The sequence below is a fragment of the Flavobacterium chilense genome, assembly GCF_001602525.1.
Classification (GTDB): domain Bacteria; phylum Bacteroidota; class Bacteroidia; order Flavobacteriales; family Flavobacteriaceae; genus Flavobacterium; species Flavobacterium chilense.
This window is the reverse complement of sequence record NZ_LSYT01000006.1, coordinates 428830-447662: the sequence shown is the minus strand read 5'-3', so window position 1 is coordinate 447662 and position 18833 is coordinate 428830. Positions and strand designations below refer to the sequence as shown.

15 protein-coding genes are annotated in these 18833 nt (G+C 33.9%); 14 read left to right on the top strand and 1 reads right to left on the bottom strand.

What is annotated here, in order from left to right; genetic code table 11:
- The first annotated feature begins 80 nt into the window (after nucleotides 1–80).
- The 14 genes from A4F88_RS15900 (at nucleotide 81) to A4F88_RS15835 (ending at nucleotide 16980) form a co-directional block, all read left to right on the top strand.
- Entirely contained in the window at nucleotides 81–1367 is a 1287-nt protein-coding gene (locus tag A4F88_RS15900; RefSeq protein ID WP_068843618.1) for a DUF58 domain-containing protein, read from the top strand.
- Between the two features lie 50 nt (nucleotides 1368–1417).
- Entirely contained in the window at nucleotides 1418–2785 is a 1368-nt protein-coding gene (locus A4F88_RS15895; RefSeq protein ID WP_068843617.1) for a S41 family peptidase, read from the top strand.
- 125 nt (nucleotides 2786–2910) lie between these two features.
- A complete protein-coding gene (locus A4F88_RS15890) occupies nucleotides 2911–3996 on the top strand; it encodes a phosphoglyceromutase (RefSeq protein ID WP_068843616.1) in 1086 nt (361 codons plus the stop codon).
- 167 nt (nucleotides 3997–4163) lie between these two features.
- Nucleotides 4164–4955, top strand: a complete 792-nt coding sequence (locus tag A4F88_RS15885) for a TrmH family RNA methyltransferase (RefSeq protein ID WP_068843615.1) — start codon at nucleotides 4164–4166, stop codon at nucleotides 4953–4955.
- A 12-nt stretch (nucleotides 4956–4967) separates the two neighbouring features.
- Nucleotides 4968–6506, top strand: coding sequence for a serine hydrolase (locus A4F88_RS15880; protein WP_068843614.1), 1539 nt, complete (start codon nucleotides 4968–4970; stop codon nucleotides 6504–6506).
- 250 nt (nucleotides 6507–6756) lie between these two features.
- A complete protein-coding gene (locus A4F88_RS15875) occupies nucleotides 6757–8979 on the top strand; it encodes a RelA/SpoT family protein (protein WP_068843613.1) in 2223 nt (740 codons plus the stop codon).
- Nucleotides 8980–9157: 178 nt separating this feature from the next.
- The gene (locus tag A4F88_RS25195) at nucleotides 9158–9700 is read left to right on the top strand and encodes a hypothetical protein (protein WP_082815786.1); all 543 of its coding nucleotides are present in this window, start codon (nucleotides 9158–9160) and stop codon (nucleotides 9698–9700) included.
- Nucleotides 9701–9883: 183 nt separating this feature from the next.
- Nucleotides 9884–10342: a Fur family transcriptional regulator gene (locus tag A4F88_RS15865; RefSeq protein ID WP_026981862.1), complete on the top strand. Its 459-nt coding sequence runs from the start codon at nucleotides 9884–9886 to the stop codon at nucleotides 10340–10342.
- 95 nt (nucleotides 10343–10437) lie between these two features.
- Nucleotides 10438–11709 (top strand): adenylosuccinate synthase, encoded by a 1272-nt coding sequence (locus A4F88_RS15860; protein ID WP_068843612.1) that lies wholly within the window; start codon nucleotides 10438–10440, stop codon nucleotides 11707–11709.
- A gap of 55 nt (nucleotides 11710–11764) precedes the next feature.
- Complete coding sequence (locus A4F88_RS15855) at nucleotides 11765–12346, top strand: NUDIX domain-containing protein (RefSeq protein WP_068843611.1); 582 nt, start codon at nucleotides 11765–11767, stop codon at nucleotides 12344–12346.
- A gap of 38 nt (nucleotides 12347–12384) precedes the next feature.
- Nucleotides 12385–13878, top strand: a complete 1494-nt coding sequence (locus A4F88_RS15850; protein WP_068843610.1) for a S41 family peptidase — start codon at nucleotides 12385–12387, stop codon at nucleotides 13876–13878.
- Between the two features lie 88 nt (nucleotides 13879–13966).
- Nucleotides 13967–14848, top strand: coding sequence for a L,D-transpeptidase (locus A4F88_RS15845; protein WP_068843609.1), 882 nt, complete (start codon nucleotides 13967–13969; stop codon nucleotides 14846–14848).
- Between the two features lie 320 nt (nucleotides 14849–15168).
- Nucleotides 15169–15759: a TetR/AcrR family transcriptional regulator gene (locus A4F88_RS15840; RefSeq protein WP_068843608.1), complete on the top strand. Its 591-nt coding sequence runs from the start codon at nucleotides 15169–15171 to the stop codon at nucleotides 15757–15759.
- A 78-nt stretch (nucleotides 15760–15837) separates the two neighbouring features.
- Nucleotides 15838–16980, top strand: coding sequence for an FAD-dependent oxidoreductase (locus tag A4F88_RS15835; RefSeq protein ID WP_068843607.1), 1143 nt, complete (start codon nucleotides 15838–15840; stop codon nucleotides 16978–16980).
- Between the two features lie 77 nt (nucleotides 16981–17057).
- Here A4F88_RS15835 and guaB read toward each other — a convergent pair whose 3' ends face one another.
- A complete protein-coding gene (gene guaB, locus A4F88_RS15830; RefSeq protein WP_068843606.1) occupies nucleotides 17058–18530 on the bottom strand; it encodes an IMP dehydrogenase in 1473 nt (490 codons plus the stop codon).
- Nucleotides 18531–18833 lie beyond the last annotated feature (303 nt).

Sequence of the window (18833 nt, the reverse complement as noted above, 5' to 3'; positions counted from 1 at the left end):
ACTGAAAATAAATTTAAATCTGAAATTATAAAAACGTGAAATTTATAAAAAGTCTGTACCTCAATAACTTCTTTTTCTATATGCTTCTGGGCATTATAGGATTATTTGTTTGCGCTTTTATTTTTCCGAATTTATATAACGCTGTCTGGTTTCTGGTTTTAATATTAATCACTTTTCTGGGTCTTGATATTTTACTTTTATACCTCACTAAAACCGGAATTGAAGCTGAACGACATACGCCCGAAAAGCTTTCAAACGGAGATTTAAATCCAGTAACCATAAGCATAAAAAACCAGTATACTTTTAAAATTTCGGTGAAAATCATTGACGAAATTCCGTTTCAGTTTCAGGTGCGTGATTTCAAGATTATAAAAACTATTAAAGCATCTGAGCAAAAAGAAATTGGCTATGATTTACGACCAACAGAACGCGGTGAATACTTTTTTGGTGCTCTGAATATTTATGTTTCTTCGCCTTTAAAGCTAATTTCCAGAAGATTCGTTTTTGCAAAAGATCAAATGGTTCCAACTTATCCGTCGTACATTCAATTAAGAAAATACGATTTATTGGCTTTTTCGAATAATTTATATCAATACGGAATTAAAAAAATACGCCGAATTGGTCATACCATGGAGTTTGAGCAAATTAAAGAATATGTTCAGGGTGATGATCTCAGAACTTTAAACTGGAAAGCTACTGCTAAGAGAAATGCATTGATGGTCAATCAATTTCAGGACGAAAAATCACAATCTGTTTACATGGCAATTGATAAAGGCCGTGTCATGCAAATGCCCTTTGAAGGATTGAGTTTACTGGATTATGCAATCAATTCTACTTTGGTTTTATCCAATGTAATTCTAAAAAAACAAGACAAAGCGGGAATTTTTTCTTTCTCTAAAAAGGTTGAAAACCGTGTTTTTGCAGAGAAAAGATCCTCACAAATGCAAAAAATCCTTGAAACATTATACAACATCAAAACAGATTTTTTCGAAAGCGATTACAGTCGTTTATATGTCGATATCAAGAAAAACATCAATCAGAGAAGTTTGATTATATTATATACTAATTTTGAGACCATGGATGGTTTAAACCGTCAGTTGCCTTATTTAAAAGGAATTGCAAAAAGCCATTTATTAGTCGTTGTATTTTTTAGTAATACAGAATTAAACGCGATCATCAACAAAAAAACGGATACCATTCAGGAAATTTACGATAAAGTCATTGCCGAAAAATTCATGTTCGAAAAACGTTTAATCGCAAATGAACTCAAAAAATACGGAATTCATTCAGTTTTAACACAACCTGAAAATCTGACTTTGGATGCCATCAATAAATATTTAGAGATCAAAGCAAGAGGAATTTTGTAAACCTTTTATTTCATCCATCATCATCAATCATTAATCATCAATCAAAAAAAATGAAACAAACCTTTATTGCCGCATTATTATTTTTTACAGTAACTTTTTTTGGACAAATTCCAAATACTTTAACCCCAAGCGATAAAGTCTACGGACTTTCAAAATTCTGGCAGGAAGTAAATTACAATTTTATTTATCTTGACAAAGTCGACAGAACAATGTGGGATAATCGATACAAGGAACTTATTACTACAGTTCAGAACACAAATAACGATTATGAATATTATCGGGAACTTCAAAAATTTTGTGCTTTATTAAAAGACGGTCATACAAATGTTTATTTTCCAAAAAGTATCGAACCAATGACTGTGATGTTTGGTGACTACAAACTTTTCACCAAAAACATTGAAGGCAAAGCCGTAATTGTCCGAACAAATCTTAGCAAAAAAGACGAAATTCCGATTGGAAGTGAAATCATTGAAGTTAATGGAAAACCAACTCAAAAGTTTATTGATGATAACGTTTCTCCTTACATCTCCTCATCAACCGATTATGTGTTGCAAGACTGGAGCACTTCAAATTTATTAAAAGGTCTTGAAGGCGAAACTTTTATAATTAAAATAAAAAAGCCCAATAAAAAGATTATTGAACTGACATTAACGCATAAAAAAACAGAAGAAAAAGAAGTTTTCCCTCCCGAAATTAAAAAACAGCTTTTAGATTTTAAATGGATAAATAAAGAGACAGCTTATCTTTCATTAAACTCATTTAGTGATGAAAAAATTGATAGTTTGTTTGTTACAAAACTTCCGGAATTATACAAAGCAAAATCGCTAATAATTGATTTACGCAGTAACGGAGGTGGCAGTACAAATGTTGGAACCGAGATATTGCAATATCTTACAAACGACACAATTCTTTATGGATCAAGACAAAGAACTAGAGATCATCTCCCGGCTTATAAAGCATGGGGCAAATTTATTGATGCTAAGGATACTATAAACATTCCGTGGAATAAAAAAGCATATTTATCTTACCATGACCAATTGTATTTTGATTTTGAATACAATCCGACTAAAATTCAATTAAATGCTAAAAGAATTGTAGTTCCAACAGTAATTTTACTCGGTCATAATACAGCTTCGGCTGCAGAAGATTTCTTAATTTTTGCCGATAATCAAAAACACATGATCAAAATAGGCGAAAAGTCATATGGAAGTACAGGACAGCCTTATTTATTTGATTTGCCCGGAGGCGGATATGCCAGAGTCTGCACCAAAAAAGATACTTATCCGGACGGAAGGGAATTTGTGGGCTACGGAATAAAACCTGATATAGAAGTTGTCCCAACTTTAGATGATTTCTTAAAAAATACAGACAAAGCATTAGAGGAAGCCATTAAATATTTAAAAATCAATAAAAAATAATTACAGAATATCGCTTTTAAGTAAGCGAAAGAAGAATAAAAAATATTTATTTCTTAAAACTGAATACTTAATTACAGTTATTTTTATAAATACCTTTAAAGTTTCTAATTTTAAAAAACTAAAAAATGAAAAAACTATTCTTAATTGTACTCTTTTTGATAAGCTTTTTGTCTCAGGCACAAAAGACAGAAAACATCATCATTGTAACCACAGATGGTTTTAGATGGCAGGAAATCTTTAAAGGAATGGATCCTGCAATTGCCAATGACAAAAAATTCAATCAGGGCGACAGTACTTACATTTATAAAAAATACTCCAGTTCAGATTTCAAGGAATCCCGTAAAAAAATCATGCCTTTTTTATGGTCTGAAATTGTTACAAAAGGACAAATCTATGGCAATCGCGACCTTGGAAACAAGGTTGATGTAGCAAATCCATATTGGTTCAGTTATCCCGGATATAGCGAAATTATGACCGGAAATGTTGATGTTGCCGTCAATTCTAATAGTTATAAAGCAAATCCAAATGTAAATGTTTTGGAGTTTTTAAACCAACAATCCAAACTTAAAGGAAAAGTGGCCGCTTTTGGAGCCTGGGATGCTTTTGATCGAATTTTAAACGAGGAAAGAAGTGGATTTCCGGTAATTTCGGCCTTTGATAATGTGGGAGGAAATAAACCAACCGCTACTCAAAAATTACTAAACGAAATGCGAAATAATTCATTTAAGCCTTTTCATGAAGATGAATGTCTGGATGTCTTTACACATTATCAGGCTTTGGATGAATTAAAAACCAAAAAACCAAAAGTACTTTATGTCGCTTACGGAGAAACAGATGAGTGGGCACATTCCGGACATTACAGATCGTATCTTGACGCTGCCAATCAGGTAGACAAATGGATTAAGGAAATCTGGGACTTTGTACAAAACGATCCGCAATACAAAAATAAAACGACACTTATTATTACAGTTGACCACGGTCGCGGTGACAAAACAAAAGCACAATGGACAGATCATGGTGCAGATGTTCCCGGAGCATCACAAATTTGGTTTGCTGCCATGGGACCTGAAATTACAGCAAAAGGCGAAATTAAAACAGATTCGCAATTGTATCAAAAACAAATCGCCCAAACCATAGCCAAAATTATGGGTTATACCTTTACAACAAATCATCCTGTTGCAGAAGAAATCTCAGAAGTAGTTAAGAAATAGTTTTTTGCCACGAATTTCACGAATTAGTCCTAGGTCAATGCGATAAAAAATTCGTGAAATTCGTGACAATCTTTTTTGCTATAAACATTTGTCACTTTGAATCTTTGCCCCTTTTCAAAAAAACTCAGTATCTTAGCACCTTAGAAACTCAGTACCTTCAAAGAAAAATGAAACAAATTACTTCAATACAAAATCCGTTTATAAAATCGCTTGTTTTACTACAGGAAAAAGCAAAAGCAAGAAAACAAACCGGAACATTTTTAATTGAAGGATTACGCGAAATTTCACTTGCCATAAAAGGCGGTTATCAAATAGAAACTGTTTTATTTTTACCGGAATTAGTTACTGAAAACGAAATTCATAAATTGGTAAATTCATCGGTTCAGTTAATTGAAATCAACAAAGAAGTTTACCAGAAACTAGCTTATCGCGATACCACCGAAGGTATTTTGGCTGTAGCCAAAACCAAATCGATGTCATTATCAGATTTAAAATTATCTGATAATCCGTTAATTATTGTCGCAGAAGCTCCGGAAAAACCGGGAAACATCGGAGCACTTTTACGTACTGCCGATGCTGCAAATGTTGACGCTTTTTTAATTGCAAATCCCAAAAGCGATTTATACAATCCAAACATAGTACGCTCTAGTGTGGGCTGTTTGTTTACCAATCAAATTGCTACAGGGACAACAGCAGAAATCATTGCTTTTTTAAAAGAAAAAAAGATTGATTTTTACTGCGCTACATTACAAAATTCCACTTCTTATCATACACAGGATTTTACCACTCCAACAGCCCTTGTTGTAGGTACAGAAGCAACAGGTTTAACACAGGACTGGCGTGATGCTGCAACTCAGAATATCATAATTCCGATGCAGGGCGAAATCGACAGCATGAATGTTTCTGTTGCTGCGGCAATCTTAATTTTTGAAGCCAAGCGTCAAAGAGGATTTAACTAAAAACGTTACATTATGAATTACAAATTATCTCTTTTAGCATTATTATTTAGTTTTACCATTTCGGCACAAATAACCAATCAGGAAGTAGATGAATTGATAAATCGCACCATAAAAACTTTTGATGTTCCCGGAATTGCCGTTGCAATCGTAAAAGACGGAAAAGTAGTTCTGGCAAAAGGTTATGGTGTAAAATCAATATTGACACAGCAAAAAGTTGATGCCAATACCCTTTTTGGAATTGCTTCAAACAGTAAAGCTTTTACCTCTGCCGCACTTGCCATGCTGGTTGATGAAGGAAAGATAAAATGGGATGACAAAGTGATTCAGTATCTTCCGGATTTTAAAATGTATGATGATTATGTAACCCGTGAATTTACCATTCGCGACTTATTAACCCACAGAAGCGGACTTGGACTTGGTGCCGGAGATTTGATGATCTGGCCTGACGGAAGTGATTTTAAAGCACAGGATATTATTCATAATTTAAGATATCTAAAACCCGTTTCCAGTTTTAGAACCAAATACGATTATGACAATTTGATGTACATCATTGCCGGTGAAATCGTTCATGTGGTAAGCGGAAAAACCTGGGCGGATTTTGTAGAAGAACGCATCATGAAACCTTTGGAGATGAACAATAGCGTTGCTTCTGTAAAACGTTTAAAAGATACTACAAACGTAATTACGCCACATGTACCAATTGATGGAAAACTAAAAACCATAAAACGCTACGAGAACCAGCTTTTTGACGGTGCAGCCGGAATTTATTCAAGTGTAAATGATTTGAGTAAATGGGCAATTCTACAAATCAATAACGGAAAATACGGAGATAATAAACAATTGTTTTCAGAAAAAGAACATGATGAAATGTGGCAATTACAAACCATAATTCCGGTAAAAACCAGAGCTCCGTATAATACCCATTTTTCAGGATATGGTTTAGGCTGGTTTTTAGCTGATATAAAAGAATACAAACAAGTTTCACATACAGGAGGTTTAGAAGGAAATGTAACCCAAACTACTTTAATCCCTGAATTAGGTTTAGGAATTATTGTTTTAACCAATCAACAATCCGGGGCAGCTTTTAGCGCCATTACCAACACCATAAAAGACAGCTACTTAGGCATTAAATCAGAAGATTATGTAACGGTTTACAGCAACCGAATGAAAGCCAGTGAAGAATCTGCAGATAAGGTTACAGACGAAGTTTGGGCAACTGTTGCAAAAAACAAAAAAGACAAGTTAAAAACTGATTTTTCTAAAATCACAGGAACTTACAAAGACAATTGGTTTGGAGAAATTACTATAACCGATAAAAAAGGAAAACTGTATTTTGCCTCAAAACGCTCTCCGCAACTTGCTGGTGAAGTTTTTTTCTATAAAGATGGAAATTATGTAGTAAAATGGAATAATGCTTTTTTCCATGCTGATGCACATTTACTTTTCAAATATGATGAAAGCGGAAAAGTACTCCACTTAAAAATGCTTCCAATTTCTCAATTAACTGATTTTAGTTACGATTTTCAGGATTTGGATTTTTCTAAGGAATAATTTTGTTTCAGGTTTCAGGTTTAAAACTGTATGTAAAAACAGTGCTTAAGGACCTGAAACAAAATCTTTACTCAGTGTCAGACTGAGCGGAGTCGAAGTCCTTTTTAACACAAAAGAATCTCGATGCTACTACATTTGACATGCCAAAATCTATCGTCTAAAATCAGAAATCTAAAATCTAAAATCAACACTCCATTCCCTTGCGTATGTTCAAACTAATTGCTATTTTTAGTACTTGAACTATGCCGTTATGATAGAAATAGATATTGAAAAAGAAAACAAAGCAATTGCACAAGAGTATAAAGAATTACTTCGAATCAGTTATCAGACTTTAAGCCCAGCCGACAAAAAATTAATTCGAAAAGCATTTGATGTTGCCGTCGATGCTCATAAAGAACAAAGACGTAAATCTGGTGAAGCGTATATCTTTCATCCTATTGCAGTTGCAAAAATTGTAGCCTCAGAAATTGGTTTGGGAGCGACCTCAATTGCTGCGGCATTATTGCACGATGTTGTCGAAGATACTCCAATAACAGTTGAAGATATTGAACGCTTGTTCAATCCAAAAGTGGCGCAATTAGTCGAAGGTTTAACTAAAATTTCATTAGTTCAAAAAGATCTGAATGCTTCGATGCAGGCAGAAAATTTCAGAAAAATGATCCTGACACTGAACGATGATGTTCGTGTAATTTTGATTAAACTGGCGGATCGTTTGCACAATATGCAAACCATGGATTCGATGGCAGAATACAAACAAACCAAAATTGCCTCAGAAACGCTTTATATTTATGCCCCACTCGCCCATCGCCTGGGACTTTATAACATTAAAACCAAACTTGAAGATTTAGGATTAAAATATACAGAGCCTGCTGTTTATAATGATATTGTAAGCAAAATAAGAGAAACCAAAGAAGAACAGGATGCTTACATCAAAGACATTTCAGATGTTTTGAAAAAATCTTTGGATAATGAAGGCATCGATTATATCATAAAAGGACGTCCGAAATCTATTTATTCGATTCGTCGAAAAATGCGTGCTCAAAATGTAAGCTTTGACGAAGTTTATGACAAGTTCGCTTTAAGGATAGTTTATAAATCAGATCCGCATGATGAAAAATTTGTTGCCTGGAAAATCTATTCCATCGTAACAGATCATTACAGACCGAGTCCGAGTCGTTTGCGTGACTGGATTTCATCTCCAAAATCAACCGGTTACGAAGCTTTACACATCACCGTTATGGGACCTAAAGGCCGTTGGGTTGAAGTTCAGGTTCGAAGCGAACGTATGGATGAAATTGCAGAGAAAGGGTATGCGGCACATTACAAATACAAAAACGGAGCGACAGAAGAAAGCGGTTTAGACGTTTGGTTGAATTTACTACGTGAAGCCCTGGAAAATCAAGAAACCAATGCCGTTGATTTTGTAGAAGATTTTAAAATGAATTTATATTCAAAAGAGATCTTTGTCTTTACACCAAAAGGAGAAATCAAATCGTTGCCAAAAGGCGCTACTTCTCTTGATTTTGCTTTTAGCATTCACTCCGAAATTGGAATCAAAACCAGAGGAACCCGTGTAAACGGACGTTTGGTTCCGCTAAATCACGAATTAAAAAGTGGTGATCAGGTCGAAGTTATTACCTCGGCAAATCAAAAACCAACAGTAAACTGGTTAGAATATGTAACCACTTCGAGAGCAAAAAATAAAATCAAAAACGTTCTTAACGAGAACACCAAAAAAATTGCCGAAGAAGGAAAAGAATTACTGACACGAAAACTTAAACACCTAAAAATAACCATCAACGAGCAAGTTATCAACGAGTTGGTTAACTTCTTCAAACTTAAAACCAGTTTAGATTTATTTTACAGAGTTGGAATCGGTGCCATCGAAAATCAGCAATTAAAAGATTATGCGGCACAAAAAAGCAACACCTTTATCAATTTCTTTAAAAATAAAATTAAACGAAATAAAGATACTACAGCTGCCGAAGACATTCATAAACCTGTTATCAGCAGCAATTACGACATGCTCGTTTTTGGAACTGAACATGACAAACTCGATTATAAACTTTCACAATGTTGCAACCCAATTCCGGGAGACGATGTTTTTGGATTTGTTACGATAAACGAAGGAATCAAAGTTCACAAAAAAGACTGTCCTAACGCAATTGGTATGCAATCAAATTATGCATATCGTATTATGAGTGCCAAATGGATTGACTCGTCGCAAGAAGAGTTCAAAGCTATTATCAACATTACCGGAATGGATGTTTTAGGACTTACCAACCAACTTACGAGAGTAATTTCGAACAATATGAGCGTAAATATCCAGAGTATTTCGTTAAGTACTGATGCCGGGATTTTTCATGGTCAGGTTGCCGTAATTGTACAAAATAATACCATTTTGAAAAAAATGATCAATGCAATCAAGAAAATAGATGGCGTAGATAAAGTTACAAGAGAGTATAGAACTTAATATTTACTAACAAAGCGTTTAAAAAAAACATTTTAACACATAGAAACATAGATTGTTTTGTCGATAAAGGCGTTTCACTTATATTAACAAACATAGGCTATGTGTTAGAAACTAGTTTCTTTTTGCCCTCTTTTTTAGAAATAAAACCTATGTTTCTATGTGTTTAAAATAATTATTTATGGAAAATGAAAACTTAGAAATTCCTGAAATCAATTTTGATGAAAATGGTGAACTAATCATTAACGCTTCTGAATCTTCTTCAAAAGATGATTTTGATTTTTTTCAGGGAAAATCTAACATTCGAAATAAAAAATTAAAACAAAGACTTGCAAACTGTACAGAATGGATTGAATTTCCATCTACTCAGGAAATGTATAAAATTTTGCACGGAATTGGCAATATCGATAATTTTCTTGCCACTTTTGACGGAAAACCTTTTGAAGGCATGACCGTGAGATTATTTAATCCCGCGACAAAATTGTGGAGCATTTACTGGTCAGATTCAAATACCGGAGTTCTGGATAAACCTGTGATTGGTTCTTTTGAAAATAAGATTGGGCATTTTTTCTCTAAAGATATTTTTGAAGACAAAAATGTATTGCAGGTATTTCGATGGGATGCCAGAGATGAAAATAATCCTGTATGGAGTCAGGCAATGTCTGATGACAATGGAAAAACCTGGGAATGGAACTGGTATATGTACATGACAAAAGCCAAATAAAAAATGTTAGTATTTTCATAAATAAAAATAATTATGTTAATTAAGTTCATTCGAACTTTTTAAAATTTATCGTTGTTAATGCCCGTATTTGATAGATTATTAGCGATTGAATACAAATTAGAACGTTAAACTTTAAACCCGAAACTTTTATTGATTAAAAATAAAAAATTATCTTTGCCGGATATGACACTCATTTCAACTGACAACACTAAGAATCAAGAAATTGTAAAAAATGTATTTACAATGTATCTTGAACAAAAAGGGCATCGCAAAACTCCTGAGCGTTATGCTATACTTCAGGAAATTTACGATAGCGAAGAACATTTTGACATAGAAAATTTATATATCAAAATGAAAAACAAAAACTATCGTGTGAGTAGAGCTACATTATACAACACGATTGAGTTATTGTTAGACTGCGCATTGGTTAGAAAACACCAATTTGGACAAAATCAGGCTTACTACGAAAAATCATATTTTGATAAACAGCATGATCATATTATCATGACTGATTCTGGTGAAGTAATTGAATTTTGCGATCCAAGAATTCAAACCATCAAAAAAACAATCGAAGAAATATTTGATATCGAAATCACGAATCATTCTTTGTATTTCTACGGAAACAAAAAGCAAAAACAATAGTTCCGAAAGGTATTATTCAAAAAATAAAAAAAAAGAAAATTAACTACATTAATCAGTAGGGCAACTCAGCTTGCCTCAACGCAAATTAAAACAGAATGACCGTAGATTTATTACTAGGATTACAATGGGGAGATGAAGGTAAAGGAAAAATTGTTGACGTTCTTACCTCAAATTATGATATTATTGCACGTTTTCAAGGAGGACCAAACGCAGGACATACACTAGAATTTGACGGAATTAAACACGTACTTAGAACAATCCCTTCAGGAATTTTTCATAAAGATTCAGTAAATATCATCGGTAATGGTGTTGTAATCGATCCTGTAGTTTTTCAAAAAGAAATCGAAGGTTTGGAGAAATTCAATCTGGATATCAAAAAGAAATTAATCATTTCAAGAAAAGCACACTTAATTTTACCAACTCACCGTTTGTTAGATGCCGCTTCTGAAGCATCAAAAGGTAAAGCAAAAATTGGTTCTACACTTAAAGGAATTGGTCCAACTTATATGGACAAAACCGGTAGAAATGGTTTACGCGTTGGAGATATTGAATTAGAAGATTTCAAAGAACGCTACAGAGCTTTGGCAGACAAACACGAAGCCATGATTGCTTTTTATGATGTAGCGATTCAATACAACCTTGCTGAACTTGAAAAAGAGTTTTTTGAGGCTATCGAAGAATTAAAAAAATTAGATTTTATTGACAGTGAAGAATATATGTACCAGGCTCAAAAAGCAGGTAAATCTATTTTATGCGAAGGAGCTCAGGGATCTTTATTAGATATTGATTTTGGAACTTATCCGTTTGTAACTTCATCAAATACTACTGCTGCAGGAGCTTGTACAGGTTTAGGAATTGCTCCTAATAAAATCAAAGAAGTATACGGAATTTTTAAAGCTTACGTTACACGTGTAGGTAGCGGACCTTTTCCAACTGAACTTTTTGACGAAGTTGGTGCTACAATGGCAAGAGTTGGAAACGAATTTGGGTCTGTTACAGGAAGACAAAGACGTTGCGGATGGTTAGACCTTGTTGCCTTAAAATATGCTGTTCAGGTAAACGGAGTTACTCAGTTAATGATGATGAAAGGTGACGTTCTTTCAGGATTCGAAACTTTGAAAGTTTGTACAGAATATAACTATAAAGGACAAAACATTTCTCACTTTCCTTACAACATCGAACCGGAAAACGTTACTCCGGTTTATCAGGAATTTAAAGGATGGCAAGCTGACTTAACAGGATTGACTACTTATGATCAATTGCCAGTCGAGCTAAAAGAATATATTGAGTTTATTGAAAAAGAAGTTGGCGTGCCAATTAAAATTGTATCTGTTGGACCAGACAGAAAACAAACAATAACAAAATAATACATTTAAACGCTCTGAAAATCAGAGCGTTTTTTTATACAAAACTTTTTTCCCAATGAAAAATCCAGAAATTGAAATAAAAGAAACTAAACTATTATCAGACAATTGGTATATTTTAAACAAGGTTAGTTTTAGCTATAAAAACCAAAAAGACAAACCTGAAATTCAGATTCGAGAAGTTTACGATCGTGGTAACGGAGCAGGTATTTTATTATATAATACAATCAAAAAAACAGTAATCCTAACACGTCAGTTTCGTTTACCTACTTATATGAACGGAAATAAAACCGGAATGATGATCGAGGTTTGTGCGGGACTTTTAGATAAGGACAATGCCGAACAGGCTGTTATTCGCGAAACAGAAGAAGAAACCGGTTATCGATTAAAAAAAGTAGAAAAAGTTGTAGAAACCTATATGTCTCCTGGTTCTGTTACAGAAATCCTCTATCTTTTTGTGGGAGAATATGATGAAACAATGAAAGTAAGTGCCGGTGGCGGATTAGATGCCGAACAGGAAAACATCGAAGTTCTGGAATATACTTTTGATGAAGCTTATGCCATGATTGAATCTGGAGAAATTACAGATGCTAAAACCATTTTATTATTACAACACGCCAAAATAAAAGGATTGGTTTAAAGTATTTTTAAGTATTTTTAGGTTTAAAAAACTTCCAAATGCTTAAATTAAAACTAATACTCTTTTTATTTTTACCAGCTCTGTTATTTTCTCAAAATGGAAAATTTACCGCAGAAAAATTAAAACAAGACCTGACCACTTTTAGACAAATTAGAGAAAAAGCAAATTCAGGTATTTACAAATACCGGACTAAAAAGCAAATCGACAGCATATATTCCTGGGCTTTTACACAATTAAAGAAACCTAAAGACATAATAGGCTTCTATAAAATAATCACGAAAATTACTGACTTCGAAGGCAGCGTACATAATAATACCACTATTCCTGATGCATATAAAAACAGATATACATCAGAAAAAGTTTTTTTCCCTTTTCCGGTAAAATTAATCGATAACAAAACAATCATCAATTTTAAAAATGACGAAATTCCGTTAGGCTCACAAATTTATAGCATTAACGGAATTTCCATCAACAAAATCGTACGCTCCTTTTATAAATATTACACCACAGATGGGTTTAATACATCAGGAAAATCGATTGGAATTAATGCTGCGTTTTCAAGATATTTTGAAATGGAATATGGACCTAAAGAAACCTTTTTAGTTCAATACTCACTTCCTTACCAAACTGAAAAACTTTCTAAAAATATTACCGGTATTTCTAGTGACGAAAGAAAGGAAAACTTCAAAAAACGCCATTCTTTTCCTTCTGATAGTTTATTCTACAATAAGATCAAAAACAAATATTCATTCAAGGTTATTTCTCAAAACACAGCCTTACTGGCTGTCCATACTTTCGCAATTGGAGGAAATGCAGAAGACAAAGAACACATAGCGTATAAAAAATACCTCGACAGTTGTTTTCAAATGCTTACTGTACATCCTGAAATCAAAAATCTAATTGTAGATGTTAGAAATAATGGAGGCGGATCAGACCCTAATGATCTCGTAACTTTCTCCTATTTAACTCAAAAGACCTATCGCGAAAATACCAGTGCTTATATTAATTTTCAAAAAATCCCGTTTGTTAAATACTTTGTCTTCGAAGAAACTGAAGCTGCAAAAAAACTCGAAGAAATAAATGATTTTGAAGCTGAGTTAAAAGAAGAGTATCCAATATTAAAAGGCAAAACATATCCTCAGGATGTAAAATTCAATCGTTTATTACAACCAGATAAAAACAATTTTAAAGGTCAGGTTTACTTATTGATAAGTCTAAGAGTAGCTTCGGCAGGATCACTTTTCGCCTCGTTAGTTGCAGGAAAAACAAATGCTATAATTATTGGCGAAGAAACAATGGGCGGCTATTACGGTCACAATGGTCATACTCCTATCGAATATGAACTGCCCAATACAAAAATTAAAACACAATTTTCGATTGTAAACTTAGAACAGGATGTTCCTAAAAAAACAAAACAACTTTTTGGACGAGGTGTAATGCCTGATCATGAGGTAAAACAAACTTTTGATGATTTCATGCAAAATAAAGATACCCAATTTGAGTATACTTTAAAATTGATTGAGGCAAATTAAAATGAAAATCCAGTAAACAATTCAAAAAATTGTGTAAGTCATTTTTGCGATAATTAAAATAACTTTACAATACTAAAAAAACCAATTTATGAAAAAGTTATATTACACATCCAATATCCTCCTGTTATTCATCTTAGTTCTGTTAGGTTCATGCAAAAAAAATGAATCAACAGAAACAAAAGAGAAGGTAAAAGCCAAAAAAGTAATCGAGCATATCAAACCAAAATCGGTAGCCTATCACTTTGAAAAAACGAAAGAATGGCTTAAAACAAACGGATCTGACAGCACTAAGCTTCGTATTGCTTATGCCATAAACAGAACTGATAAAGCGAATTTTGCTAAATTAGATTCAGTTGTAATTCCTGCTGATTTTACTGGTGATATTGTTTACTATCTTCCGTTTCCAACACATGTAAAAGCCTTAGAAGAAGTATCTAAAGTAATTATTTTCTCTTATCCTGCCCAAGCATTTGCTGCCTATGAAAATGGAGAATTAATTTATACAGGCCCAACCAATATGGGAAGAAAAAAAGATCCTACACCAACCGGATTATTTTTTACCAACTGGAAAGCCGAAAAAACTACCAGTACTTTTAACGACGAATGGGACTTAAAATGGAATTTTAATATTGAAAATAAACTGGGCGTTGGTTTTCATGAATATGCATTACCAGGATATCCAGCCTCACATTCATGCTTAAGGCTACAGGAAAATGATGCCAAAGATCTTTACAAATGGGCTGATGAATGGATTTTGAAAGATAAGGAAAACGTAAAAGTAAAAGGAACTCCGGTAATTGTTTTTGGAAGCTATAATTTTGACGGTCCAAAACCATGGTTTGAATTGGTAAAAGATCCAAAAGCCCTGGATATTTCAGAAACAGAAATAGACACCCAAACGAAACCTTTTATACAAAAGATATTAGACAATCAAAAAGTCAGAGAAGCTGAACAAACAGCGACTCCTTAAAAAATAATGCTATCCAAAGAAGAAACTGCTGGTACAATTTTCACGAATTGTACCAGCAGTTTTTTTATGGATTTATACTGCAAAGACGCTAAAACACAAACCTTTTAATCAATTTAATTATTGAGTTTGGCTAAGACCTTTTTCTTTTCTTCTTTTCTTCTTTTCTTCTTTTCCCATCTCCAGCTAAAGTTGAAGCTTGTCCAAAAAGTATAAAAAAACCTTAGCACTTCAGAACCTTAGCATCTCTAAAACTTTTTTATCCATTAATAAACGAACGTTCATTTATTATTTATATCTTTGTACCCTGATTAATTAGAATTATGAGAACAAGAGATGTAAATAAAGAAGAAATTGTAAAGCAAAAAGCATTAGAAATGCTGGTTTCACAAGGTGTCGAAGGTTTTGGAATGAACCGCCTGGCTAAAGAATGTGGCGTTTCTGTTGCTACTCTTTATATTTATTATTCGGACAAAGAAGATCTAATTCGAAAAATTGGAACTGAAATTGGCAAAAATTTCTTTAATGAAATGTTAGTTGGGTTCTCATCCGAAATGTCTTTCACAGAAGGCTTAAGAAAGCAATGGGAAAACCGATCTAAATATGCCCTCACTTTTGTTCTGGAAACAACTTGTTTTGAACTTTTAAAACATTCTACCTACGGCGAAGCAATTTTAGCTGAAATCACAACCGATTTTAAGATTGAAATGACAAAATTCATTACAAAAGCTATCGAAAAAAAAGAACTTGTACCAATTACGTTCGAAGTATTCTGGAGCATTGCTTACGGCTCGCTTTATTCTCTTTTAGAACTTCATCGGGAAGGGAAATCAATGTCAGGAAAGCCTTTTGCTTTTACACCTGAAATAAATAATGAAGCATTTAATCTGGTTATAAAAGCACTGACGCCATGATAAAAATTTAAATATCAAAGGCAAATTAAAATTAAGCTACAATTTCAAATAGTACAATATCAACAAATAAGAAATCAAATGAACAATTCACTTATAAAAAATAAAAAAATAGCCATTATTGGCGGTGGCCCAGTTGGGTTAACAACTGCAAGAATATTACAGGTAAATGGTGCTGATGTAACAGTTTATGAAAGAGACATCAATGCACAAGCCAGAACTTCCGGAGGAACACTTGACATTCATTCAGATTCCGGACAAAAAGCGATTCAAAAAGCAGGTTTAATGAAAGAGTTCTATGAATATGCAAGACCAACCGGAGAAAAGATGGCCGATATGCACGGAAATATTACCTCTGATGAAATGCCTGATGAAGAAAATGCGTATTCAAGACCTGAAATCGATCGAAATGATTTAAGAAAGATAATGCTGGATAATCTTAAGGAAGACACGGTTATTTGGGACAGTCAATTGACTAATATCGAAAAACATGGAGACCAATATAGATTAGACTTTAAAAATGGAACAACTGCAACCTCAGATTTTGTGATTGTAGCAAATGGAGGGAGATCTAACGCCAGAAAATTTGTAAGTGATGAAGAACCTCAACTTTCAGGCACTTATATTATTCAGGGTGAAATCGAAAATCCCGATCAGGATTATCCAGAATTTAAACCCAAATTTGGCAATGGAAATGTAATGGCAATGGGAGATCAAAAAATGTTTTATACCCATACTTTACGTGACGGATCGGTACATTTTGGAGTGTCTTTTTTTGCAGATAAAAACTGGATTTTAAATAACAATCTTGATTTTAAAGATGATGCTTCAATTATTGCTTTCCTTAATGAAACCTTTAAGGATTGGGGTGAAGATTACAAATCTGTCTTTAATGCCTCAACTGATTTTTCAGGATTGCCTTTGAGGTTATTTTCACTAGAAAAGCCATGGAAAGAACATTCAAATATTACTCTGGTTGGTGATGCAGCGCATCTTATGCCTCCATTTGCCGGAGAAGGTGTTAATATGGGATTACTCGATGCTTATCATTTAACTGAGAATCTGACTAATGGGGATTTTAAAACACTACAGGATGCTATTGATGATTATGAGCAAAAAATGTTTGGATATGCTTTGGAAGCACAGCGAACTACAGCAAAAATGGAAAAATTACTTCATTCTGATGTTACCACTGAACAAATTTTAAATAGCCGCGGTGAGTAATTAACTGGTATTAAAATCAAAAAAAGGCATAAGAATCAAACTCTTATGCCTTTTATTTTATATACTGAAACTAAAAATTATCTGGAATAATTTGGAGCTTCTTTTGTAATCGTTACATTATGTGGATGACTTTCTGTAATTCCGCTTGAGGTGATTCTAACAAAACGTCCGGTTTCCTGTAAAGTAGGAATATCTTTTGAACCACAGTATCCCATTCCGGCACGAAGACCACCAATAAACTGAAGCATACTTTCGTTTAGTTCTCCTTTGTACGGAACACGTCCAACAATTCCTTCCGGAACTAGTTTTTTAACATCGTCTTCAACATCCTGGAAATAACGGTCTTTTGAACCTGTTTGCATTGCTTCAACAGAACCCATTCCGCGGTATGATTTGAATTTTCTTCCTTCGAAAATAATAGTTTCTCCCGGAGATTCTTTTGTTCCGGCTAATAATGAACCTAACATTACACAATCAGCACCTGCAGCGATTGCTTTAGGAATATCTCCTGTATAACGAATTCCACCATCTGCAATTACCGGAACTCCAGTTCCTTTGATAGCTGCAGCAACTTCAAGAACTGCTGAGAATTGAGGAAAACCTACACCGGCAACAATACGTGTAGTACAGATAGAACCAGGTCCGATTCCAACTTTTACACCATCAGCTCCATTTTCTACTAAATATTTAGCAGCTTCCGGAGTTGCAATGTTTCCAACAATTACATCTATTTGAGGGAATTTTGATTTTACTTCTTTTAATGTGTTTACAACACCTTCAGTATGTCCGTGAGCTGTATCGATAATGATTGCATCTACACCAGCAGCAACTAATGCTTCGGCTCTTTTAACGGCATCACCTGTAACTCCAATGGCTGCTGCAACTCTTAAACGACCAAAAACATCTTTGTTGGCAATTGGTTTTTGAGTCAATTTTGTAATATCTCTAAAGGTAATTAAACCAACTAATTCGTAGTTAGCATTCACTACCGGTAATTTTTCGATTTTGTGTCCTTGTAAAACTACTTCGGCTTGTTCTAATGAAGTTCCTTCGGCAACTGTAACTAAATTTGTACTTGTCATTACCTCAGCAATTGGTCTTGCTCCGTTTTTTTCGAAACGCAAATCACGATTGGTAACTATTCCTTTTAGGATTTTATTTTCGTCAACGATTGGAATACCACCAATTCCGAATTCTTTCATGGCATTTTTTGCATCTGCAATGGTTGAATTCATTGGTAAAGTTACCGGATCAATGATCATTCCTGATTCAGCACGTTTTACTCTTCTAACTTTCGCAGCTTGTTGCTCGATTGTCATGTTTTTATGCAAAACACCAATTCCGCCTTCCTGAGCCATAGCAATTGCCATTGAGCTTTCGGTAACGGTATCCATAGCAGCTGATACTATTGGAACGTTTAGCGTTATATTTCTTGAAAATTTTGATTTGATACTCACTTCGCGAGGAAGCACATTCGAGTAGTTAGGTACTAATAATACATCGTCGTAAGTTAAACCTTCGCCGATAATCTTGGAGTTGTGTGCTATCATGGTGCAATTTCTAGTTGAATTGCGTGCAAATATAGTGAATAAATTGCAAACTTGAATGCTAACTTATTCATAAATTTAAGTTTACAGGAAAGTTCCTGCAAATGAAACAGTCCTAGCCCTGATGGAAATGGAAAGCCACGAAAGGCAAAACAACATTTTTTTCAGGGGTTAAAAAGCGACCAGCGGAAGCTCTTTTAAGGCCGTAGAAAAAAAGTTGTTTTGCCCGAGTGCTTGTAATGTACAGCAGGAATAGCTTCTTAATTATCTTTTACCTCAATAAATAATTATAATATTGAAAGATTC